The organism is Ferrovibrio sp. (assembly GCF_035304305.1).
Lineage (GTDB): Bacteria > Pseudomonadota > Alphaproteobacteria > Ferrovibrionales > Ferrovibrionaceae > Ferrovibrio.
Genome location: NZ_DATGQG010000087.1, coordinates 1 through 23,622, shown reverse-complemented (window position 1 = coordinate 23,622; position 23,622 = coordinate 1). Strand labels below are relative to the sequence as shown.

Here is a 23,622-nt window from a genome sequence, read left to right as displayed (position 1 = left end):
ATTGATAGTCCTGAACCTGCCCGGTCCCGTTGGAGCCCGTTCGGGGCCAGTTCGATCCCGTTGGAAGCCAGTTCAGTCCCGTTCAATCCCGTTGAGAGCCAGTTGAGTCCCGTTCAGTCCTGTTGAATCCCGTTGAGTCCCGTTGCCGGAGAGCATGCTCAGGGGCGCGCGCATCGAGGCATCAAAAGCCGGCATACACCCGTATGTCGCTGATCCGATTGACGATGTTCAACAGCAGGGGGCCAGACCGCAGGGAAGGCTGCCTGACCGATAGGAACATAATATGTACATAATGTAGGAAGAAGGTCAAGTCATCCGTCAGCGCTCTCAGTATGCGACAGTGGTCGCGCCAAGCCGCTCCAAGTTTCCACCCTCCGATGAGGATCGCGGGCGATTGACGAACGATAGATGAAAAAGAACCAGCCCGGCGTGCATCACCTTGCCGGATCGGCACTACCAGCGAACCCACCGGAAGCGACCTGCGCGCGCAGATTTTCCTGCGCCTGATTGTCAGTGGCGGCTGGATTCTTGACGCCGGACAGCCCGGCTGATGCTCTGATCGGAGCAATGCGCGGCCGCGCGCGGCGATGCTGCCGGGCCGTCCGGCCGGACCGCAACGGGATCTGCAATGTCCGTCATCAACCGCCTCAGATTCGTCTTTGCCGCCATTCTGCTCCTGCTGACCGCGGCCTGGCTGCTGAGCCTGCCCGAAGGCGCGCTGACCTCGGGCTTCTGGCGGCTGCGCAGCAGCCTGATCTACTACAGCGGCATCCTGGCCATCGGCTGCATGTCGGTGGCGGTGATCCTTGCGGCGCGGCCGGCGCAGATCGAGAGGCTGCTCGGCGGGCTCGACAAATTCTATCGCCTGCACAAATGGCTCGGCATCGCCGGCACCCTGTTCGCGGTCCTGCACTGGCTGTTCGAGAACGGCCCGCGCTGGGCCGTGCGGCAGGGCTGGCTGACCCGGCCGGCCCGTCCATCATCCGCGCCATCCGCCGCGCCGGTCGGGTTCGATCCCTTCCGCGACTGGCGGGACATCGCCGGTGACCTGGGCGAATGGGCCTTTTACCTTCTGCTTGTGCTGGTCGTCGTGGCGCTGTGGAAGCGGTTTCCGTACCGCTGGTTCCTGCCGGCGCACCGGCTGCTCTCCGCGCTCTATCTCGTGCTGGTATTCCACTCGGTCATCCTGATGGATCGCAGCTACTGGTCGGCGCCGCTCGGTCCGATCATGATCCTGCTGATGGCGGCCGGTTCGGTTGCCGCGGCCATCTCGCTGCTGCACCGGATCGGCAAGAGCCGCCGGGCGGTCGGCGCGATCGAGACCCTGCGGTATCACGACGACAACGCGGTGCTCGATGTCGGCATCCGGCTGAGCACGGCCTGGCCCGGCCATCAGGCGGGACAGTTCGCCTTCATCGATTTCGGCGGCGGCGAGGGCGCGCATCCCTTCACCATGACCTCCGCCTGGCGCCGCGACGGCCGGCTGAGCTTCAGCATCAAGGGACTGGGCGACTATACCCGCGTCCTGCCGCAGCAGCTTTTCCCCGGCCAGACCGTCGTCGTGGAAGGGCCATACGGCCGCTTCGACTTCCAGGGCGAACGGCGCCGCCAGATCTGGATCGGCGGCGGCATGGGCATCTCGCCGTTCATCGCCGGGCTGCAGGGCCTGGCCGAGCGGCAGTTCGATGCGGATGTCGACCTGATCTACACGACGCGGGCGCCGGCAGCCGCCTTCATCGACAATATCCGCATGCTGGCGGGAAAAGCCGGCGTGCGCTTCCATCTGCTCGTCGAGCAGCAGGATGGCCGCCTCGACCTGGCGCGGCTGGAACAGATGATTCCCGACTGGAAGGCGGCGGCGATCTGGTTCGCCGGGCCGCCGGCCTTCGGCGACGCCCTGCGCACGGCGATGACGGCCCGCGGCTTTCCGCCCGACCACTTCCACCAGGAAATGTTCAACCTGCGCTGAGGCCGGTCGCCGTCATCCGAGGCGATACACCGCCCGCTCGTCCACCGCATCGCCCTCCGCCTTCACGCGGCCTTCCGCCGCCATGTGGATCAGATGCGCCAGCACCGAGCGCGCGGCGGCGCCGTGCAGGTAGGACGGCACGTCGGCATACATGCGCTGCACCATCTGCGGAATCGTCATCGGCCCGTTGCGGGTGAGGCAGTCGATGATCTGCGTCTCGCGGCCCATGCGGTGCGCCAGCAGGGCCTCGACGAAACGCTGCGGGTCGCGGCCGGTGGTGCGCTCGTCGATCGGCGCGCCATGGGTCGGGTAGTAGCGCCGGTCCTCGCGCGGCAGCAGCCGGCGCAGGCTGTTGTAGTAATCCGTCATGTTGCCGTCGGGCGGCGAGATCACCGTGGTGGACCAGCCCATCACATGGTCGCCCGAGAACAGCGCCCGTTCTTCCTCCAGCGCGAAGCAGAGATGGTTCGAGATATGGCCGGGCGTGTGCAGCGCGCTCATCGTCCAGCCATCGCCCACCAGCCGGGTGCCGTCTTCCAGCAGATGGTCGGGCCGGAAATCGTGGTCGCCGCCTTCCTCCACGGCGATGCCGCCCCTGGGCAGCGGATGCGGCCCGTAGGCATAGGTCGGCGCGCCGGTCACTTCCTTCAGCCGGGCGGCGCCGGGCGAATGGTCGCGATGGGTGTGCGTGATCAGGATATGGCTGACGGTGTCGCCGCGCAGCGCGTCGAGCAGTGCGTCAATATGCGCATCGTCGTCAGGCCCCGGATCGATCACGGCAACCCTGCCGCCCGGCCGGCCGACGACATAGGTGCCGGTGCCGTGAAAGGTGAAGGCGGAGGGATTGCGGGCGATCACGCGGCGCACCAGCGGGCTCAACTGCGCGATGGTGCCGTAAGCGAAGTCGAGTTCTTTCACAAAAGGGATCGCCATCTCGGCTCCTGCAGTATTGACGTTGCGTAAACCGTAAAGTTTGCGCGGCAGCTTCGGATGACAAGCGTTCACGCGAGCGCGAAGCCATTGACCGCGACGTTTCCGCATACATAATCTGCCATCACTTTATGGCGACACCAAGAATCGCCTTTGAGGGAATTGGGAGGACAAGCTGTCTGAAATCGTCCAGTTGTTGCTGAACGGGCTTGCGGCGGGCTGCATCTACGGCCTGATCGCGCTCGGTTTCGTGCTCATCTACAAGGCCACCGAAATGGTGAACTTCGCCCAGGGCGACCTGCTGATGCTGGGCGCCTTCGTGGCCTTCACCCTGATCGAGGGCTTCGGCCTCAATTACTGGATCGCCTTCGCCGGCGCCGTTCTCTTCATGGCCGTGTTCGGCTACCTGCTCGACACCGTGGTGCTGCGCCAGGTGATCGGCCAGCCGCAATTCGCCGTCGTCATGCTCACCATCGGGCTCGGCTTCATCTTCCGCGCCGCCGCCTCGATGATCTGGGGCACCGAGACGCGCAGCTTCGAGACGCCGTTCACCGGCGGCGTGATCCGCGCCGGCGGGCTGGTCATCGCCGACGTGAACGCCTCCATCGTGGCCGGCACGGCGATCCTCTGTGCCGCGCTCTACGCCTTCTTCCGCTTCACCCGCATCGGCGTCGCCATGCAGGCGGCGTCGCAGAACCAGCTGGCCGCCTATTACATGGGCATCCCGGTGAAGATGATCTTCTCGCTGATCTGGGCGATTTCCGCCGGCGTCGCCGCGGTGGCCGGCATCCTGCTGGCGCCGGTTGCCTTCATCGACGTCACCATCGGCCTGCTCGGGCTGAAGGCCTTTGCCGCCGCCGTGCTGGGCGGCTTCGGCTCGATCCCGGGCGCGGTGATCGGCGGTCTGGTGATCGGCGTGATCGAACAGTTTTCCGGCGTCTATCTCGCCGAGGGCTTCAAGGATGTCGCGGCCTATGTCGTCATCCTGGGCGTGCTGTTCCTGCGTCCGCAGGGGCTGTTCGGCAATATCGGCCGCAAGCGTGTGTAGGGAAACGGTGTAGCCGATGCGCTTTCTCTTCAAAACCGACTACAACCAGGACATCAACCTTTTCCCCGACAATGTCGCGCGGTTCTGGTACGGCCTGCTGATGGTGGCTCTCATCGCCGCCCCCTTCGTGCTGGAGAATTTCTGGCTCGGCGAGATCAGTTACGTGCTGATCCTCGCGGTGGTCGGCATCGGCCTGATGCTGCTGGTCGGCTATACCGGCCAGGTGTCGCTCGGCCATGCCGCCTTCCTCGGCATCGGCGCCTATACCCATGCCGTGCTGCTCAAGCTCGGCGTGCCCTTCGTCATCTCGGTGCCGGCGGCGACCCTGCTGTCGGCCTTCATCGGCGCGGTGATCGGCTTCCCGGCGCTGCGGCTCACCGGCATCTATCTGGCGATTGCCACGCTGGCCTTCGCCTTCATCATCGAGCAGATCCTGATCCGCTGGGAAGATGTCACCGGCGGCTTCGCCGGCTTCCCGGTGCCGCGGCCGGAGGCCTTCGGCGTCGCGATCACCGACGACGTGCCGTTCTACTATCTCTGCCTCGGCGCGACGGTGCTCGCGGTGCTGGTGGCGCTCAATCTGCTGCGCACGCCGACGGGCCGCGCCTTCATCGCGATCCGCGATTCCGAGATCGCCGCGCAGTCGATGGGCGTCAACCTCGCGCGCTACAAGACGCTGGCGTTTGCCATCTCGGCCGGCTTCACCGGCTTCGGCGGTACGCTGTTCGCCCACAAGATCGGCTACCTGGCGCCGGATGCCTTCAACATCCTGCTCTCGATCCAGCTGCTGCTGATGGTCGTGGTCGGCGGGCTGGGATCGATCCACGGCGCGATCTACGGCGCCATCTTCGTCGGCGCCCTGCCGCAGATGATCGCCATCCTGCGCGACTACCTGCCGGAGAACATCGCCCGCCAGCCGGGCCTCGAGCCGGGCCTGTTCGGCGTCATCCTGGTCTTCTTCATCCTGTTCGAGCCGCTCGGCATCTACGGCCGCTGGCTCAAGGTGAAGCTCTATTTCTCGCTCTTCCCGCTCTACAAGAAGGCAACCTTCAAGCGGCAGAAGACCTATACCAAGTCGGAGCGCTTCCGGTGACGCTGTTCCAGGCTGACAACATCGCCATCAACTTCGGCGGCATCAAGGCCGTCGACGGGGTCAGCTTCGCCATCAACAAGGGCGAGGTGTTCACCATCATCGGCCCGAACGGCGCCGGCAAGACCACCGTCTTCAACCTGATCAGCCGCATCTACAATCCGACCGAAGGCCGGCTGATCTTCGAGGGCCGCGACATCACCAGCGTGCCGCCGCACCAGATTGCGGGCATGGGCATCGCGCGCACCTTCCAGAACATCGAGCTGTTCGAGCATGCCACCGTGCTGCAGAACCTGCTGCTCGGCCGCCATGCCCATCGCGGCACCAAGCCCTGGTGGGAAATGGTCTTCGCGCCGCATGTGCGGAAAAGCGAGCTGGCGCACCGCGAGAAGGCCGAGCATGTCATCGACTTCCTCGACCTGCAGCATTACCGCGACACGCTGATCGTGAATCTGCCCTACGGCGCACGCAAGGTGGTCGAGCTGGCGCGCGCGCTCTGCTCCGAGCCGAAGCTGCTGCTGCTCGACGAGCCGTCCTCGGGCCTGAACACGGAAGAGACCGAGGACATGGCCTGGTGGATCCAGGACATCAAGAACGAGCTCGGTATCACCGTGCTGATGGTCGAGCATGACATGAGCCTGGTCAACGAGGTGTCCGACCGCGTGCTGGCGCTGAATTACGGCCGCGTGCTGGCGCAGGGCACCCCTTCGGAGGTGCAGAGCCACCCCGAAGTGGTCAAGGCGTATCTGGGAGGCTGAAGCATGAGCGCCGAACTCAAGCCCGCCCCCGAAGCGAATGCCGCCGAGCCGCTGCTGCGGCTCAGCAACATCGAAACCTACTACGGTCCGATCATGGCGATCCGCGGCGTCAGCCTGGAGGTGCCGAAGGGATCGATCGTCACCGTGCTGGGCGCCAACGGCGCCGGCAAGACGACGATCCTGAAGACGATTTCCGGCGTCATGGACCCGCAGAAGGGCAGCGTCGTCTTCGAGGGCCGCGAGATCCAGAAGATGGATCCCGACAAGGTGATGCGGCTCGGCATCGGCCATGTGCCGGAGGGGCGCGAGACCTTCCCGTTCCTGAGCGTGCGCGACAACCTGCTGATGGGCGCCTATACGCGCCGCGATGCCGACGGCATCGCGCGGGACATGGAGATGGTCTACGGCTATTTCCCGCGCCTGAAGGAGCGCGAGCACCAGCCGGCGGGCTCCATGTCGGGCGGCGAGCAGCAGATGCTGGCGATCGGCCGCGCGCTGATGGGCCGGCCCAAGCTGCTGCTGCTCGACGAGCCGAGCCTGGGCCTGTCGCCCAAGCTGGTGAAGGACATCTTCGAGATCATCGTCCGCATCAACGCCGAGCAGAAGACCACCATCCTGCTGGTCGAGCAGAACGCCAACGTGGCGCTGAACGCCGCCCATTACGGCTATGTGCTGGAGGTCGGCCGCATCGTGATGGCCGATACCTGCGCCCGGCTGCTCGAGAAGGAAGACATCAAGGAATTCTACCTCGGCATGAAGGAACAGGGCGTACGCGGCAAGCGCCGCTGGAAGAAACGCAAGACCTGGCGCTAGCAGAGATGCCGCGCCGGTCGTGACGGGAGGACGGCCATGGCGAATACAGCGAAGAAGCGCGACCCCAAGACGGGCGTGGAAGTCGATGCCGATATCCTCGAGGTGATAGAGCGCGACACCCTGCCGCGCTATTTCTGGCGCAAGGTGAAGGAGCGCGGCTCCAAGGTGGCGATGCGCGAGAAGGATCTCGGCATCTGGAAGTCGATCACCTGGACCGAGTACGGCGAGAACGCCAAGCATGCCGGCCTCGGCTTCGCCGCGCTGGGGGTGAAGCGCGGCGAGGTGGTCTCGATCATCTCGGAAGGCAATCCGCAGTGGCTCTACGCCGATCTCGGCGCCCAGGGCATCGGCGCGGTAACCAACGGCATCTACACCACCGACTCGGCCAAGCAGGTCGAATACATCGTCAACGACAGCCGCACGGTGGTCTACATCGCCGAGAACGAGGAGCAGCTCGACAAGGTCCTCGAGGTGCGCGACCGCTGCCCGACGCTGAAGAAGATCGTCGTCATCGACATGGAGGGCCTGACCGACTTCAGCGATCCGATGGTGATCAGCTTCGACCAGCTGCTGGAGCTCGGGCGCGGTTTCGAGCAGGACAATCCGGACTACTGGGAGCAGCAGCTCGAACTCGGCCGGCCGGAAGATCTCGCCATCCTGATCTACACCTCGGGCACCACCGGCGCGCCGAAGGGTGCGATGATCAGCCACCGCAACCTGGTGTTCCAGATGGAGAATGCCGGGCGCCTGCTGGAGCAGGGGGAGAGCGACGAGCAGCTCAGCTTCCTGCCGCTCTGCCACATCGCCGAGCGCGGCTTCACGCTGCTCTGGCCGATCCGCTCGGGCTCGACGGTGAATTTCGCCGAGAGCCCGGAGACGGTGGCGCAGAACCTGCAGGAGGTGCAGCCGACCGTCTTTTTCGCCGTGCCGCGGCTGTGGGAGAAATTCTACTCCGGCATTGCCATCCGCATGAAGGACGCGACCGCCTTCGGCAAATGGGCCTACCGCACCGCGCTGGGCATCGGCTACAAGGTCGCGCAATGCCGCCTGGAAGGCCGCGAGCCTTCGGCCCTGCTGAAATTCGCCTTCTGGCTGGCCGACCTGCTGGTGCTGAAGAACGTCAAGCGCATGATCGGCATCGACCGCTGCAAGTGGCTGGTCACCGGCGCGGCGCCGATCTCGCCCGACCTGATCAAGTGGTATCTCGCACTCGGCAAGGATATGCGCGAGGTCTATGGCCAGACCGAGAATGTCGGCCTCGCCACCGCGCCGCCGGACGGCGAGGTGAAGCTCGGCATGATCGGCAAGGCGGTGCCGAACACGGAAGTGAAGATCAGCCCGGAAGGCGAGATTCTGCTGAGGGGACCGCACGTCTTCATGGGCTACCTGAACAATCCGGCCAAGACCGCCGAGACCATCATCGACGGCTGGCTGCATACCGGCGATGTCGGCGTGGTCGACAACGAGGGCTGGTACAAGATCACCGACCGGATGAAGGACATCATCATCACGGCCGGCGGCAAGAACATCACCCCGTCGGAGATCGAGAACCAGCTGAAGTTCAGCCCCTATATCTCGGACGCCGTGGTGATCGGCGACCGCCGCAAGTTCCTCACCTGCCTGATCATGATCGACCACGAGAACGTGGTGAAATACGCTCAGGACCTGAACGTGCCCTTCACCAACTTCGCTTCGCTGTGCCACGCGAAGGAGGTGCAGGACCTGATCTGGGAAGAGATCGAGAAGGTGAACCGCAATTTCGCCCGCGTCGAGACGATCAAGAAGTTCCGCCTGATCGACCAGCAGCTGACGGCCGAGGACGACGAGCTGACGCCGACCATGAAGCTGAAGCGGAAATTCGTGAACGAGAAGTACAAGGCGATGATCGACGAGATGTATGCCGGCGCCTGAGGCACCGGCGGAAGATTCATGCCGGCGTGAGAATCGGCTGTCCTTTGCAGTAGAACCAGGCCCACCCAGGAGGAAATACAGTATGCGTATCAGGTCTTTGGCGTTTTCGGCGGCCCTGCTGGCCGCAGCCGGCCTTGCCGGCACCGCATCCGCGCAGAACGTGCGCGGCGTCACCAAGTCGGAAATCGTGATCGGCATGCATACCGATCTCAGCGGCGTCGCGGCGTCCTACGGCGTCAGCTCGTCCAATGCGATGCGGCTGCAGTTCGAGAAGATCAATGCCGAGGGCGGCATCCATGGCCGCAAGATCCGGCTGATCGTCGAGGACAGCCAGTATCAGGTTCCGCGCGCCGTGCAGGCGGCGAACAAGCTGATCAACCGCGACAAGATCTTCATCATGGCCGGCGCGCTCGGCACGCCGCATAATGCCGCGGTGTTCGAGGAGCAGTTCAAGGCCGGCATCCCGAACGTCAACCCGGTCACGGCCGCCCGTTCGATGGTCGAGCCGCATCATCCGCTCAAGTTCCAGACCATCTCGAGCTACTACGACCACATCCGCGCCGGCATCAAATACGTGGTCGAGAAGAACGGCCGCAAGAAAATCTGCACGCTCTACCAGGACACCGATTTCGGCAAGGAGACCCTGGAAGGCGTGCAGGACCAGGTCAAGGCGATGAACCTGCCGCTGGTCGAGACGGCGACCAACAAGCCGACCGACACCGATTTCACCGCCCAGATCACCAAGCTGCGCAACGCCGGCTGCGACCTGGTGGCGCTGGGCGCCATCGTGCGCGACGCCATCCTGTCCTACGCCACCGCGCGCAAGATGGGCTGGAACGACGTCGACTTCGTCTCGCAGTCGGCCAGCTTCGACCAGATCGTGGCCTCGGCGCCGGGCGGCGTCACCGAGGGCATGTATGTCGGCGCCGGCACGGTGATGCCCTACCGCGACACCGCCGATGCCACGGTTGCGGCCTGGTGGGACGCCTACAAGGCGAAATACGGCGCGGACCCCAATATCGGCGCCGTCTATGGCACCAACACGGCCAACCTGATCATCACCGCGCTGGAAAAGGCCGGTAAGGACCTGACGACCGAGAAGTTCGTCAAGGCGCTGGAGAGCATCAGCGGTTACCGCGACATTTTCGGCGGCCCGGTGGTGAATTTCGGCCCGGACAAGCATCTCGGCACGAACGAGGTGCTGCTGTACCAGATCCAGAAGGGCCGTTTCGTGAAGATTGCCGGCCCGCTCCGGTATTAAAACCCTTAAAGGGTTAAAGGGGTAGGAGGCGCCCGCGGCTTTGCCGCGGGCGTTTTCTTTTGCGCTGCACAGTCACCCGGAAAACGGCAGAATCTGCTATCTATTCCATGCGGTTCCGGGCTAGCCTCGATCCGCAAACAAGAAACTTTTTCTGGGGAGATTGAGATGCGTGGAGTTTATGTACTCGGTGTTGCCGCGATGGCGCTGGCGACCGCAGCTGCGGTCCCGGCCATGGCGCAGAATGTGCGTGGCGTCTCCAAGAGCGAGGTGGTGATCGGCCAGCATACCGATCTCAGCGGGCCGGCGGCGTCCTACGGCGTCCATGTGTCGAACGCCATGCGGCTGTACTTCGACAAGATCAACGGCGAAGGCGGCGTGCATGGCCGCAAGATCCGCTTCATCGTCGAGGATCATCAGTATCAGGTGCCGCGCGCCGTGCAGGCAGCGAACAAGCTGATCAATCGCGACCGCATCTTCCTGATGGCCGGCGCCCTCGGCACGCCGCACAACAATGCGGTGTTCGAGGAGCAGTTCAAGGCCAATGTGCCGAACCTGTCGCCGCTGACCGCGGCACGCTCGATGGCCGAGCCGTTCCACAAGCTCAAGTTCCAGACCTTCTCGAGCTACTACGACCACAGCCGCGCGGGCATCAAGTATCTGGTCGAGAAGAACGGTCGCAAGAAGCTCTGCACGCTGTATCAGGATACCGATTTCGGCAAGGAGATCCTGGAAGCGGTGCAGGACCAGGCCAAGGCGATGAACATGCAGGTGGTCGAGACCGCCACCAACAAGCCGACTGACACCGATTTCACCGCGCAGATCACCAAGCTGCGTTCGGCCGGCTGCGACCTGATCGCCATGGGCGCCATCGTGCGTGACGCCATCGTGCCCTATGCCACGGCCCGCAAGATGGGCTGGACCGATGTCGACTTCGTGTCGCAGTCGGCCAGCTTCGACCAGATCGTGGCCTCCGCGCCCGGCGGCGTGACCGAGGGCCTCTATGTCGGCGCCGGCACGGTGATGCCGTATCGTGACACCGCCAACGCCACCGTTGCCGCCTGGTGGGATGCCTACAAGGCGAAGTACGGCAGCGATCCGAATATCGGCGCCGTGTACGGCCACAACATCGCCGATCTGATCGTCACCGCGCTGCAGCGTGCCGGGAAGGATCTCACCACCGAGAAGTTCCTCGCGGCACTCGAGAGCATCAACGGCTACCGCGATATCTTCGGCGGCCCGGTGATCAGCTTCGGTCCCAACAAGCACCAGGGCACCACCGACGTGCTGTTCTATCAGATCCAGAAGGGCCGTTTCGTGCAGATTGCCGGCCCGCTGAAGTACTGATCCGTATACGGCTTCGGTCGGAACGCCCGCGGCGCAAGCCGCGGGCGTTTTCTTTTGCGCAACGCAGCAAGCGGGTCAGCATTGCTGACGTAACGTAAATTCCGGGTGGCGACACCCTGCTTCCACGCTAGTCTTTTCCCGCAACTATAAAAATTCCAGGGAGGTTCGCATGCGTGGAGTAGGATTACTCGGGGTCGCAGCAGCGGCCGTTCTCGTGCTTGCCGCCGGGCATGCCCCGGCGCAATCGGGCAAAACCCGCGGCGTCACCGCCACCGAAATCATCATCGGCATGCACACCGACCTGAGCGGTGTCGCGGCGTCCTATGGTGTCGGCTCGTCCAACGCCATGCGGATGCGCTTCGACGAACTTAATGCCCAGGGCGGCGTGCATGGCCGCAAGATCAGGCTGATCGTCGAGGACAACCAGTACCAGGTGCCGCGCGCCGTGCAGGCGGCCAACAAGCTGATCAACCGCGACAACATCTTCCTGATGGCCGGCGCGCTCGGCACCCCGATGAACAACGCCGTCCTGCCGGACCAGCTGAAGGCGAATGTGCCGAACTTCTTTCCGATCACCGCGGCGCGGCAGATGTATCTGCCGTTCCATCGGCTGAAATTCTCCGGCGGCTCGACCTATTACGACCAGATCCGCGCCGGCATCGTCTGGATGGTCGCCAACCAGGGCAAGAAGCGCATCTGCACGCTGTATCAGGATACCGATTTCGGCAAGGAGATCCTCGAGGCGGTGCAGGACCAGACCAAGGCGATGAATCTGCCGCTGATCGAGACGGCGACCAACAAGCCGGCCGACACCGACTTTACCGCCCAGATCACCAAGCTGCGTGCCGCCGATTGCGACCTCGTCGTGCTCGGCACCATCATCCGCGACGCCATCGTGCCCTATGCCACGGCGCGCAAGATGGGCTGGGACGTCACCTTCCTCGGCCAGTCGGCGAATTACGACCAGATCGTCGCCGGGGCGCCGGGCGGCGTTACCGAGGGCTTCTACACGATGGCCGGCACGGTGCTGCCGTATCGCGACACGGCGTCACCCACGGTGGTCGCCTGGATGGACCGCTACAAGGAGCGGTTCGGCAGCGATCCGAACATCGGCGCCGTCTACGGCCATGCCCTGGCGGACCAGCTGATCTTCGCTTTCGACCGCGCCGGCCGGAACCTGACCGTGGATACGCTGATCGCGGCGATGGAGAGCATCAGGGGCTATCGCGACATCTTCGGCGGTCCGGTGGCGTCCTACGGGCCCGACAAGCGCCAGGGCAGCAACGAGAGCTTCCTGTACCAGGTGCAGAAAGGCCGCTTCGTCCAGATTGCCGGCCCGGTCAATTACGGGAGCTGAGCGGCAGCAGGATTACCGGGTGTGCTTGAGATGACCGGCCGCGAGCGCCCTCCGGGGTGGTCGCGGCCTTTTTTATCCCTGAAACGGAGAGAGCCATGACCAGAGTCACCATCGGCGCGGTTGCCGGCTTCGCGACCGTCGCCCTTCTGTCCCTGTCGGCCGGCCACACGGCCCTCGCGCAGCCGAAGCTGCAGGGCGTCAGCAAGACCGAGATCATCATCGGCACGCAGACCGACCTGTCCGGTGTGGCGGCGGCCTTCGGCGTGCATTCCGCCAATGCGGCGCGGATGCGCTTCGACGAGGTGAACGAGGCAGGCGGCATCCATGGCCGCAAGATCCGCTACATCGTCGAGGATGGCCAGTACCAGGTGCCGCGCTCGGTGCAGGCGGCCAACAAGCTGATCAACCGCGACAAGATCTTCCTCATGCTGCTGTCGATCGGCACCCCGATGAATAACGCGATCCTGCCGGACCAGCTCAAGGCCGGCGTGCCGAACATGTTCCCGCTGACCGCGGCGCGGCAGATGTTCGAACCTTTCCATCCGCTGAAATGGTCGGCGACCACGTCCTACTACGCGCAGATCCGGGCCGCGGTGAAGCATTTCGCCACCGTCAAGGGGCGCAAGAATATCTGCTCGCTGCATCAGGATACGGATTTCGGGCGCGAGATCCTGGATGGCACCAGGGACCAGCTGGCGGCGATGAACATGAAGCTGGTGGAAACCGCCACCCATAAGCCGGCGGATACCGATTTCACCGCCCAGATCACCCGGCTGCGCGCGGCCAACTGCGACCTGATCACGCTGGGCACCATCGTGCGCGACTCGATCCTGCCGATCGCCACGGCCAAGAAGATGGGCTGGGAGGTCGACATGGTCGGCACGACGGCGGCCTTCGACCTCAACGTTTCCGGCGCGCCGGGCGGGGTGACGGATGGCCTCTACGCCATGACGCAGATCGAGGCGCCCTATCGCGATACCGGCTCGCCGGCGATCCAGCAGTGGGTGGACAAGTACAAGGCCAGGTACGGCAGCGATCCGAATCCCTCGGCGCAGCTTTCCTATGTCGCCGCCGATCTGGTCGTCATGGGGCTGGACCGTGCCGGCAAGGACCTGACGGTGGAGAAGTTCATCAAGGCGATGGAATCGATCCAGGGCTACAGGGACATCTTCGGCGGCCCGGTCATGACCTTCGGGCCGAACAGGCGCAACGGCACCGACGCCGCCTTCCTGGCCCAGGTGAAGAACGGCCGCTGGGTGCGGAGCGGGGACCTGCTCACGAACTGATCCCCGAAGACGGGTGCAAATCCGGGCCCGGCATGGCACACATGCCGGGCCTTCTCATGTCATAAAAGCGTCCCCCATGCCCGTCGCGCCTTTCGTTCGCAGCCAGCCGAATATCCCCCTCGGCATCGGCTGCATGGTGTTCGCCGTGTCCTGTTTCGGCGTAATGGATGCCCTGGTGAAATGGCTGACCGCCGGCTATCCCACGCTGCAGATCATGTTTTTCCGCAGCCTCTGCGCCTTTCCGCCGATCCTGGTCATGGTGATGCGCGGCGGCGGCCTCGGCCTGCTGCGGACACGGCAGCTGCTCGGGCACTGCATGCGCTCGGCCTTCGGCCTGGCGGCCATGTTCGGCTTCTTCTTTTCCTACAGCTTCATGCCGCTGGCCGATGTCACGGCGATCTCCTTCTCGGGCCCGATCTTCATCGCCTTCCTGTCGATCTGGCTGCTGCGCGAGAAGGTGGGGGTGCATCGCTGGTCGGCCATCGTGGTCGGCTTCATCGGCATGCTGGTGATCATCCGGCCGGGCATGGGGATGGTGCAGAGCGGGGCGCTGATCGTGGTGCTGGCGACGCTGCTCTATGCGCTGGCGATGATCCAGATCCGCAAGCTCAGCGAGAGCGAGCCGTCGACGACGATCGCCTTCTATTTCACGGCCTTCTGCACCGTCGTGACCGGCCTGACGCTGCCCTTCGTGTGGGTCACGCCGGCCTGGTCGGACCTGCCGCTGCTGATCGGCGTCGGTCTGATGGGCGGCACGGCCCAGCTCTTCATGACGCGCGGCTATGCGCTGGCGCCGGCCTCGGTGGCGGCGCCCTTTGACTACACCCACCTGCTCTGGTCGGTGCTGTTCGGCTGGTATATCTGGGGCGATTTCCCCGACCTGCAGACCTGGGTCGGCTGCGCCATCGTGGTCGCCAGCGGGCTGTACATCCTCTACCGCGAAACGGTGCGGCGGCAGCCGGTGCCGCAGGTCTGGACCGAATGAGGGGAAATTGGGGAAAGGCGCGCTGGTCGGAGTGAGAGGATTCGAACCTCCGGCCCCTAGCTCCCGAAGCTAGTGCTCTACCAGGCTGAGCTACACTCCGCCGCCGGCGCGGGCGCCTGTATAGCGCCTGGGGCAGCCGCCCGCAAGCCGCGCCCCGTCAGGAATATGCTTTGGGAAAATCAGGCCTTTCGCCCGGGTCAGAGCGCCCGGCCGATGGCGAAATCGACCGCCTCGGCCAGGGCCTCGCGGGCCGGTACGGCGGGGAAGACCGCCAGCGCCTCATGCGCCTTGTGGCCGTAGAGGCGGGCCCGCTCCAGCGTCTCGGCGATGGTGCCGTGGCGCTCCAGATAGCGCAGGGCCTGGGACCAGTCATCGTCGTTCTGCTCCTCGGGCCGCTCGATCACCCGTCGCCAGAAGCCGCGCTCGGCCTCCGTGCCCCGGTCGAAGGCCAGCGCCACCGGCAGGGTCACCTTGCCCTCGCGGAAATCGTCGCCGGTATTCTTGCCCAGGGTCGCGCCGTCGGAGGAATAGTCCAGCGCGTCGTCGACCAGCTGGAAGGCGATGCCGAGGAAACGGCCGTAATCGTCCATGGCCTGTACTTCCGGCTCCGGGCGGCCGGCGATCACCGCGCCGACCCGGGTCGCGGCGGCGAACAGGGCCGCCGTCTTGGCCTCGATCACCCGCAGGTAGTCGGCCTCGGTGGAATCCATGTCGTTGGCGGTCATCAGCTGCAGCACCTCGCCCTCGGCGATCACCGCCGAGGCATTGGCGAGAATGCGCAGCACTTCCAGCGAGCCGGTCTCGACCATCAGCTGGAAGGCGCGGCTGAACAGGAAATCGCCGACCAGCACGGAGGGCTGGTTGCCCCACAGGACGTTGGCGGTCGAATTGCCGCGCCGGCGCTCGCTTTCGTCCACCACGTCGTCATGCAGCAGGGTGGCGGTGTGGATGAATTCGACGCAGGCGGCGAGCAGGACATGCTTGTCGCCGCGATAGCCGCATAGCCGGGCGGCGCCCAGCGTCAGCAGCGGGCGGATCCGCTTGCCGCCGGCGGCAATCAGGTGGCTGGCCAGTTCCGGAATCAGGCTGACCTCGCTCGCCATGCGGGCGAGGATCTCGCGGTTCACCGCCGCCATGTCGTCGGCGACGAGCTGGCGCAGCGGCTCGATGCTCGGCGTCCTAGCCTCGGCGAATTGCGTTTTCGGAGCGGTCTGCACCATAAGCCCGTGTTGTGTCTGGCGTTCCGGCTGGAGCATAGTGGGCTGGCAAGACCGGTCAAGCTTTGCCCGGCCGTCCTGCCGGTCGCATTTTGTGACGCAAATCTCCAATATTCCACGATGTTGAGCGACGATCTGACCGAAGACGCCCTGCTGAGCGGGCGGGTGCATGTGGTGCAGCCGCGCAGGGGCCAGCGCGCCAGCGCCGATGCCGTGATGCTGGCCGCGGCCGTGCCGGCCGAACCGGGCATGCGTGTCCTCGATCTCGGCTGCGGCACCGGCGTCGGCATGCTCTGCCTCGCCGCCCGGGTCGGTGAGGTGGCGGTCGACGGGATCGAGATCCAGGAAGAGCTGGTCGCGCTCTGCAACCGGAACATCGCGGCGAACGGCATGGCGGCGCGGCTGAAGGTCGCAGCCGGCGACATCCGTGCCCGGGTCGCCGGGATCGTACCCAACAGCTATGACCAGGTGTTCGCCAATCCGCCCTATTTCGACGCCCGGCGCCACCGTGCTTCGCCCCATGCCGGCCGGGCCACCGCGCGCAGCGAGGCGGGCGAGGCCGATCTGGGCCACTGGGTGGCGGCCCTGGCCCGGTTCTGCCGTCCGGGCGGCGGCATCACCCTGATCCACCGTAGCGAGCGGCTGCCGGAACTGCTGGCCGCGCTGGCGGCAAAAGCCGGCGCCATCCGCGTCACGCCGCTCTGGTCCCGGGAAGGCGAGGCGGCGAAGCGGGTGATCATCCGCGCCGTGAAGGGCAGCCGGGCGCCCCTGACCCTGGAGCCCGGCGTGGTGCTGCACCGGGCCGATGGCGGCTATTATCCGGCGGTTGACGCCGTGCTGCGCGACGGCGCGCCGTTTCCCGCCTGACCCCGGGCCTTGCGGCCCACCCGCCAAGGCCGCAGAATTGACCATCCGCCGCCCCGTCGGCAGACCAACCGGCCGGATCCTGTGCCCATGCTGAAATATCTTCTGCTGATTCTCGTGATTGCCGGGGTCTGGTACGGCTACCGCTACGTGAACCGGAAGAAATCGGCGCCCGATTCCACGCCGGTGACCCCGCCGCCGCCGCGTCCCCAGGTGAAGGCCGAGGATCTGGCCGCCTGCCGCGTCTGCGGCGCCTATGTGGCGGAAAGCACGGCGAAATCCTGCGGCCGCAACGACTGCCCTTATCCGGTCGTCTAATCCCCAGTGCCTTGATTCTTGGGCAGGCGGTGGCTAAGGTCCCGCCCGTTTTCGACCACCCCGCACCGCAACAAGGCGAGAGCGCAAAGGACCCTCGATGGCGCCCACCGGAATCGCCGCGGCTTCGTCGTTCCAGGACCTCATTCTCACGCTGCAGACCTACTGGGCCCGGCAGGGCTGCCTGCTGCTGCAGCCCTATGACATGGAAGTCGGCGCCGGCACCTTTCACCCGGCCACCACCCTGCGGGCGCTCGGCCCCGAGCCGTGGAACGCCGCCTATGTGCAGCCCTCGCGCCGGCCGAAGGACGGCCGCTACGGCGAGAACCCGAACCGGCTGCAGCATTACTACCAGTTCCAGGTGATCCTGAAGCCGAGCCCGGACAATGTGCTCGAGCTTTATCTCGGCTCGCTGGAAGCGCTCGGCATCTCGCCGAAGAACCATGACATCCGCTTCGTCGAGGACGACTGGGAAAGCCCGACCCTGGGCGCCTGGGGTCTGGGCTGGGAAGTCTGGTGCGACGGCATGGAGGTGACGCAGTTCACCTATTTCCAGCAGGTCGGCGGCTTCGACTGCTCGCCGGTTTCGGCCGAGATCACCTACGGGCTCGAGCGCCTCGCCATGTATGTGCAGGGCTGCGAGAATGTCTACGAGCTCGATTTCAACGGCCGCGGCGTGAAATACGGCGACGTCTTCCACCAGGCCGAACGCGAGTTCTCCGCCTACAATTTCGAGCATGCCGACACCGAGCAGCTGTTCCGCCGCTTCGCCGATGTCGAGAAGGAATGCTTGGCGCTGATCGAGAAGGGCCTGGCGCTGCCGGCCTATGACCAGTGCATGAAGGCGAGCCATACCTTCAACCTGCTGGACGCGCGCGGCGTGATCAGCGTGACCGAGCGCGCCGCCTATATCGGCCGGGTCCGCGCGCTTGCCAAAGCCTGCTGCGCCCAGTGGCTGAAATCGCGCGGCCACGCTGCCGTGGAAGGCGCCTGAGATGCTGGGCGAACTCCTGCTCGAACTGCATTCGGAGGAAATTCCCGCCCGCATGCAGCAGCGCGCCGCCGAGGATCTGGCGCGCCTCGTCACCGACGGCCTCAGGAAGGCCGGCCTGACCTTCGAAAGCCACCAGAGCTTCGTCACGCCGCGCCGCCTGGCGCTGGTGGTGACCGGCCTGCCGCGCAGCCAGCCGGATCTGCGCGAGGAGAAGAAGGGGCCGCGCGTCGGCTCGCCCGATGCCGCCGTGCAGGGTTTCCTGCGCTCCGCCGGCCTCGCCTCGCTGGACCAGTGCGAAAAGCGCACCGTCGGCAAGGCGGAATTCTGGTTCGCCGTGGTCGAGAAGAAGGGCGAGGCGACCGCCTCCGTGCTGGCGCAGATACTGCCCGAGGCGCTGGCCCAGCTGCCCTGGCCGAAATCCATGCGCTGGTCCGACCGGCCGCTGCGCTGGGTGCGGCCGCTGCACAGCATCCTCTGCCTGTTCGAAGGCCAGGTGGTGCCCTTCACCTTCGGCCATCTCACGGCAGGCGACAGCACCGCCGGCCACCGCTTCCAGGCACCGCAGCGCTTCAGCGTGCGCGATGCCGCCGACTATCTGCGCCGCCTGCGCCAGGCCTATGTCGAGCCGGATTTCGCAGCCCGCCGTGCCGCCGTGCTGAAGGATGCCGCCTTCGCCGCCGAGAGCGAGGGCCTGACCCTGGTGGAGGATGCCGGACTGGCCGACGAGGTGACCGGTCTGGTCGAGCAGCCGGTGGTGCTGCTCGGCGCCATCCCGCAGCAGTTCATGGACGTGCCGCGCGAGGTGCTGACCACGACGATGCGGGCGCACCAGAAATATTTCGCCCTGAACACGAAGGACGGCGCGCTGGCGCCGCGCTTCGTCATCGTCGCCAACACCCTGACCGAGGACGGCGGCAAGCAGGTCGTCGCCGGCAACGAGCGCGTGTTGAATGCGCGGCTTTCGGATGCCAAATTCTTCTGGGACCAGGATCGCCGGCAGACCCTGGAAAGCCGGTTGTCGGCGCTCAAAGACATCGTCTTCCACGCCAGGCTGGGAACCGTGGCGCAGAAGGCCGAACGCGTCGAGCGCCTTGCCTACGAGATTGCGGGCAGCATCGGCGGCGACGCCATGCAGGCGCGTCGCGCAGCGCGGCTGGCCAAGGCCGATCTGGTCACCGGCATGGTCGGCGAATTCCCGGAACTGCAGGGCATCATGGGACGCTATTACGCGCTGCATGACGGCGAGGCCGCGCCGGTGGCGGAAGCCATCGCGCAGCATTACGCGCCGCAGGGCCCGAACGACCGCTGCCCCACCGATCCGGTGGCGGTGTCGGTGGCGCTGGCTGACAAGATCGACACGCTGGCCGGCTTCTTCGCCATCGACGAGAAGCCGACCGGATCGAAGGATCCCTATGCGCTGCGCCGCGCGGCGCTCGGCGTGATCAGGCTGGTGATCGAGAACCGGCTGTCCCTGCCGCTGCGGCCGCTCTTCCGTTCGGCGCTGTCGCTGCAGCTCGTGCAGCCGGCCAGCGAGCGCAACGTGGTGGAAGAGCTGATGCAGTTCTTCGTCGACCGCCTGAAGGTGCATCTGCGCGAGAAGGGCGTGCGTCACGACCTGATCGCGGCGGTCTTCGCCAAGGGCGGCGACGACGATCTGGTGCGCGTGCTGGCCAAGACCGAGGCGCTGAGCCGCTTCCTCACCGAAGAGGATGGCGGAAACCTGCTGGTTGCATACCGCCGCGCCAACAACATCGTCCGTGCGGAACTGAAGAAAACGCCCGATCTCAGGCTTGGCGAGATCGACAGCAGCCTGATCGCGCAGGACGAGGAAAAAAGTCTGGTCTCAGCACTGGCGGAGCAGGGTGGCGAAGTCTCTGCGAAGACACAGGACGAAGGCGAATTCCGCCTCTATCTTGCCACACTTTCGCGGCTTCGTGCGCCCGTCGACGCCTTCTTCGACAAGGTCACCGTCAACAGCGACGATGCCGCCATACGTCGCAACCGCCTGAGCCTGCTTTCGGCTGTCGCCGGCTGCATGGATCGTATCGCCGACTTTTCCCAGATCGAAGGGTAATGGAGCTATGGCCAAGACGAAGCTAAAAAAGACCACCAAGCTCAAGACTAAGACTACCGCCTCTCGCAAGCCGGCCGCCAAGGCCAGGAAGGCCGCCAAGGCCAAACGTGCCGTCGTGAAATTCAAGAAGGCCATCGGCACCGCGGTGAAGAGCGCCGCGAAATCGGCCAAGGCCACGTCCCCCGTCAAGGGCAAGCTGGTTTACGCTTTCGGCGACGGCAAGGCCGAGGGCCGCGCCGACATGCGCAATCTGCTGGGCGGCAAGGGCGCCAACCTCGCCGAGATGTCCAATCTCGGCCTGCCGGTGCCGCCGGGCTTCACCATCACCACCGAGGTCTGCACCGCCTATTACGACAACGGCAAGAAGTACCCGAAGGAGCTGAAGCCGCAGGTCGATGCCGCGCTGGCGCGGGTCGAGAAGCTGGTCGGCGCCAAGTTCGGCGACGCCAGGATGCCGCTGCTGGTCAGCGTGCGCTCGGGCGCCCGCGCCTCGATGCCGGGCATGATGGACACGGTGCTCAATCTCGGCCTGAACGACGTCACCGTCGAGGCGCTGGCGCGCCAGTCGGGTAACGAGCGCTTCGCCTGGGATTCCTACCGCCGCTTCATCCAGATGTATTCCGACGTCGTGCTCGGCGTCGGGCATGAGCATTTCGAGGCAATCCTCGAGATGCACAAGGAAGAGCAGGGCCTGGTCCTCGACACCGACCTGAAGGCCGAGGACTGGAAGGAACTGGTCGCCGCCTACAAGAAGAAGGTGCAGCAGGAACTGGGCCGGCCCTTCCCGCAGGATGTGCAGGACCAGCTCTGGGGCGCCATCGGCGCGGTCTTCTCCAGCTGGATGAACCAGCGTGCCATCACCTATCGCGCCCTGAACAACATCCCGGCCTCCTGGGGCACGGCGGTGAACGTGCAGGCCATGGTGTTCGGCAACATGGGCGAGACCTCCTGCACGGGCGTCGCTTTCACCCGCGATCCTGCTACCGGCGAGAAGACCTATTACGGCGAGTATCTGATCAATGCCCAGGGCGAGGACGTCGTTGCCGGCATCCGAACCCCGCAGCAGCTGACCAAGAAGGCGCGGCTGGCCGTGGGCAACGAGCTTCCGTCGATGGAAGAATCGATGCCGGCCACCTTCAAGCAGCTGGTCTCGGTGTTCCAGAAGCTGGAAAAGCATTACCGCGACATGCAGGACATCGAGTTCACGGTCCAGCAGGGCAAGTTGTGGATGCTGCAGACCCGTTCGGGCAAGCGCACCGCCAAGGCGGCACTCAAGATCGCGGTCGACATGGTGAAGGAAAAGCTGATCACCCAGGCCGAGGCGGTGACGCGCATCGATCCGGCCTCGCTGGACCAGCTGCTGCATCCGACGCCCGATCCCAAGGCCGAGCGCAAGGTCATTGCCAAGGGCCTGGCGGCTTCGCCGGGCGCCGCCAGCGGCAAGGTGGTCTTCCTGGCCGATGACGCCGAGCAGATGGCCGCGAAGGGCGAGGATGTCATCCTCTGCCGCGTCGAGACCTCGCCGGAGGACATCCATGGCATGCATGCCGCGAAGGGCATCCTGACGGCGCGCGGCGGCACCACCAGCCATGCCGCCGTCGTGGCGCGCGGCATGGGGCGGCCCTGCGTCTCGGGCGCCGGCGGTCTCCGCATCGACTATGCCGCGAACCGCATGGTCGTCGGCGACGTGACCATCAACAAGGGCGACGTGATCACCATCGACGGCTCGACCGGCGAGGTGATCCTCGGCCTGATGCCGATGATCGAGCCGCAGCTGTCGGGCGATTTCGCCCAGCTGATGGCCTGGGCCGACAAGATGCGCCGGCTGAAGGTGCGCACCAATGCCGAGACTCCGGCGGATGCCGAGACGGCGGTCCGCTTCGGCTGCGAAGGCATCGGGCTCTGCCGCACCGAGCACATGTTCTTCGACGCCGACCGCATCACCGCGGTGCGCGAGATGATCCTCTCGGACAGCGTCGAAGGCCGGAAGAAGGCCCTGGCCAAGATCCTGCCGATGCAGCGCGACGACTTCGTGCAGCTGTTCAAGATCATGGCGGGCCGCCCGGTGACGATCCGACTGCTGGATCCGCCGCTGCATGAATTCCTGCCCAAGTCCGACGCCGATTACGATGCCGTTGCCAGGGGTACGGGCCTGAGCGTCGAGGCGCTGCGCGAGCGCAAGAAGGCGCTGGAGGAAACCAACCCGATGCTCGGCCATCGCGGCTGCCGCCTCGGCATCACCTTCCCGGAAATCTACGAGATGCAGGCGCGCGCCATTTTCGAGGCCGCGGTCGAGGTCTCGAAGGCCGGCGGCAAGCCGGTTGAGCCGGAGGTGATGATCCCGCTGGTCGCCACCAAGGCCGAGATCGACTTCATGAAGAAGCGCGTTGATGCCGTGGCAGCGGCCGTCTTCAAGGAGCAGGGCAGGAAGGTGAAGTATCTGGTCGGCACCATGATCGAGCTGCCGCGGGCCGCCCTGCGCGCCGGTGAGATCGCCGAGACCGCCGAATTCTTCTCCTTCGGCACCAACGACCTGACGCAGACCACGCTGGGCATCAGCCGCGACGATGCCGCGATGTTCATGGATGATTACCTGCGCGCCGGCATTTTCGAGCGTGACCCCTTCGTCACCATCGACCAGAGCGGCGTCGGCGAACTGGTGCGGCTTGCCGTCGAGCGCGGCCGCAAGTCCCGCGGCAATCTCAAGCTCGGCATCTGCGGCGAGCATGGCGGCGACCCGTCGTCGGTGCGCTTCTGCCACAATGCCGGCCTCGATTACGTGTCCTGCTCGCCCTACCGCGTGCCGATCGCGCGGCTGGCCGCTGCCCAGGCCGCGATCAGCGAGGAAAAGGAAAGCGAGGCCTGATCGGCCTCACCGGAGTGTGAAGCGGCGCCGGAGCGATCCGGCGCCGTTTTCATGTGTCTGACGGCTTTGTTATTTGCGCCCGGCGCGCGGACGCGACAGGTTGCCCTCATGCTGCCCTGGACCGAACGCAACGGTGCCTTGTCGCCGCTGAAATCAGCCTGCTTCCTGCTGCTCTGGCTGCCGGCGCTGTGGCTGGGCTGGCGTGCGTTCAGCCATGACCTCGGTCCGCGCCCCTATGACGAAGCGCTGCACCAGGCCGGTCTCTGGGCGGTCCGCTTCCTGCTGCTGTCGCTGGCGATCACGCCGCTGCGCCGCCTGCTGCGCTGGCGGAAGCTGATCCTGCTGCGGCGGCAGATCGGACTGGCAGCCCTGTTCTATGCCCTGCTGCATCTCTGCCTTTATGCCGGCGATCAGGGTTTCCTGCTGTTGAAGGTCGCGACCGAGATCGTCAGCCGCACCTACCTGGTCATCGGCTTTTCCGCCCTGTTCGGCCTGACCCTGCTGGGCCTGACCTCGACGGACGGCGCGCTGCGGCGGCTG

General features: G+C 65.5%; 19 protein-coding genes and 1 tRNA gene. 17 read left to right on the top strand and 3 right to left on the bottom strand.

The features are described 5' to 3' along the window. Positions 1 to 628 precede the first annotated feature (628 nt). Complete coding sequence (locus VKZ87_RS10515; RefSeq protein ID WP_324221208.1) at positions 629 to 1,969, top strand: ferredoxin reductase family protein; 1,341 nt, start codon at positions 629 to 631, stop codon at positions 1,967 to 1,969. 12 nt (positions 1,970 to 1,981) lie between these two features. Here the strand turns inward: VKZ87_RS10515 and VKZ87_RS10510 are convergent, their stop codons facing one another. Then, the gene (locus tag VKZ87_RS10510; RefSeq protein WP_324221207.1) at positions 1,982 to 2,902 is read right to left on the bottom strand and encodes an MBL fold metallo-hydrolase; all 921 of its coding nucleotides are present in this window, start codon (positions 2,900 to 2,902) and stop codon (positions 1,982 to 1,984) included. A 190-nt stretch (positions 2,903 to 3,092) separates the two neighbouring features. Between VKZ87_RS10510 and VKZ87_RS10505 the strand changes: the two genes are divergently transcribed. From VKZ87_RS10505 to VKZ87_RS10460, 10 genes are all read left to right on the top strand, one after another. Beyond that, a complete protein-coding gene (locus VKZ87_RS10505) occupies positions 3,093 to 3,947 on the top strand; it encodes a branched-chain amino acid ABC transporter permease (RefSeq protein WP_324221206.1) in 855 nt (284 codons plus the stop codon). A gap of 16 nt (positions 3,948 to 3,963) precedes the next feature. Continuing rightward, complete coding sequence (locus tag VKZ87_RS10500) at positions 3,964 to 5,040, top strand: branched-chain amino acid ABC transporter permease (RefSeq protein WP_324221205.1); 1,077 nt, start codon at positions 3,964 to 3,966, stop codon at positions 5,038 to 5,040. Next, complete coding sequence (locus VKZ87_RS10495) at positions 5,037 to 5,795, top strand: ABC transporter ATP-binding protein (protein ID WP_324221204.1); 759 nt, start codon at positions 5,037 to 5,039, stop codon at positions 5,793 to 5,795. Before VKZ87_RS10500 ends, VKZ87_RS10495 begins: the two co-directional genes overlap by 4 nt. Before the next feature lie 3 nt (positions 5,796 to 5,798). Then, positions 5,799 to 6,608 (top strand): ABC transporter ATP-binding protein, encoded by an 810-nt coding sequence (locus VKZ87_RS10490; protein ID WP_324221203.1) that lies wholly within the window; start codon positions 5,799 to 5,801, stop codon positions 6,606 to 6,608. A gap of 36 nt (positions 6,609 to 6,644) precedes the next feature. Continuing rightward, positions 6,645 to 8,519 (top strand): AMP-dependent synthetase/ligase, encoded by a 1,875-nt coding sequence (locus VKZ87_RS10485; RefSeq protein WP_324221202.1) that lies wholly within the window; start codon positions 6,645 to 6,647, stop codon positions 8,517 to 8,519. 82 nt (positions 8,520 to 8,601) lie between these two features. After that, the gene (locus tag VKZ87_RS10480) at positions 8,602 to 9,780 is read left to right on the top strand and encodes an ABC transporter substrate-binding protein (RefSeq protein WP_324221201.1); all 1,179 of its coding nucleotides are present in this window, start codon (positions 8,602 to 8,604) and stop codon (positions 9,778 to 9,780) included. A gap of 165 nt (positions 9,781 to 9,945) precedes the next feature. Beyond that, positions 9,946 to 11,124 carry an ABC transporter substrate-binding protein gene (locus VKZ87_RS10475; protein ID WP_324221200.1) on the top strand — a complete coding sequence of 393 codons (1,179 nt, stop codon included), beginning with the start codon at positions 9,946 to 9,948 and terminating at the stop codon, positions 11,122 to 11,124. 169 nt (positions 11,125 to 11,293) lie between these two features. Continuing rightward, a complete protein-coding gene (locus VKZ87_RS10470; protein WP_324221199.1) occupies positions 11,294 to 12,481 on the top strand; it encodes an ABC transporter substrate-binding protein in 1,188 nt (395 codons plus the stop codon). 95 nt (positions 12,482 to 12,576) lie between these two features. Further along, the gene (locus VKZ87_RS10465; RefSeq protein ID WP_324221198.1) at positions 12,577 to 13,767 is read left to right on the top strand and encodes an ABC transporter substrate-binding protein; all 1,191 of its coding nucleotides are present in this window, start codon (positions 12,577 to 12,579) and stop codon (positions 13,765 to 13,767) included. Between the two features lie 76 nt (positions 13,768 to 13,843). Next, complete coding sequence (locus VKZ87_RS10460; RefSeq protein ID WP_324221197.1) at positions 13,844 to 14,752, top strand: DMT family transporter; 909 nt, start codon at positions 13,844 to 13,846, stop codon at positions 14,750 to 14,752. Between the two features lie 23 nt (positions 14,753 to 14,775). Here VKZ87_RS10460 and VKZ87_RS10455 read toward each other — a convergent pair. Both VKZ87_RS10455 and VKZ87_RS10450 read right to left on the bottom strand, forming a co-directional pair. Further along, positions 14,776 to 14,852: transfer RNA gene (locus VKZ87_RS10455), tRNA-Pro, on the bottom strand. Between the two features lie 97 nt (positions 14,853 to 14,949). Beyond that, complete coding sequence (locus VKZ87_RS10450) at positions 14,950 to 15,972, bottom strand: polyprenyl synthetase family protein (protein WP_324221196.1); 1,023 nt, start codon at positions 15,970 to 15,972, stop codon at positions 14,950 to 14,952. A 117-nt stretch (positions 15,973 to 16,089) separates the two neighbouring features. Between VKZ87_RS10450 and VKZ87_RS10445 the strand changes: the two genes are divergently transcribed. The 6 genes from VKZ87_RS10445 to VKZ87_RS10420 all read left to right on the top strand — a co-directional run. Continuing rightward, positions 16,090 to 16,836 carry a tRNA1(Val) (adenine(37)-N6)-methyltransferase gene (locus VKZ87_RS10445; RefSeq protein ID WP_324221195.1) on the top strand — a complete coding sequence of 249 codons (747 nt, stop codon included), beginning with the start codon at positions 16,090 to 16,092 and terminating at the stop codon, positions 16,834 to 16,836. An 87-nt stretch (positions 16,837 to 16,923) separates the two neighbouring features. Beyond that, positions 16,924 to 17,151, top strand: coding sequence for a hypothetical protein (locus VKZ87_RS10440; protein ID WP_324221194.1), 228 nt, complete (start codon positions 16,924 to 16,926; stop codon positions 17,149 to 17,151). Positions 17,152 to 17,263: 112 nt separating this feature from the next. After that, positions 17,264 to 18,142: a glycine--tRNA ligase subunit alpha gene (locus tag VKZ87_RS10435; RefSeq protein ID WP_324221234.1), complete on the top strand. Its 879-nt coding sequence runs from the start codon at positions 17,264 to 17,266 to the stop codon at positions 18,140 to 18,142. Positions 18,143 to 18,146: 4 nt separating this feature from the next. Beyond that, positions 18,147 to 20,216, top strand: coding sequence for a glycine--tRNA ligase subunit beta (gene glyS / locus VKZ87_RS10430; RefSeq protein ID WP_324221233.1), 2,070 nt, complete (start codon positions 18,147 to 18,149; stop codon positions 20,214 to 20,216). A gap of 7 nt (positions 20,217 to 20,223) precedes the next feature. Beyond that, the gene (gene ppdK, locus VKZ87_RS10425) at positions 20,224 to 23,082 is read left to right on the top strand and encodes a pyruvate, phosphate dikinase (protein ID WP_324221193.1); all 2,859 of its coding nucleotides are present in this window, start codon (positions 20,224 to 20,226) and stop codon (positions 23,080 to 23,082) included. A gap of 108 nt (positions 23,083 to 23,190) precedes the next feature. Beyond that, a partial coding sequence (locus VKZ87_RS10420) for a ferric reductase-like transmembrane domain-containing protein (protein WP_324221192.1) occupies positions 23,191 to 23,622 on the top strand: 432 nt, incomplete at its 3' end.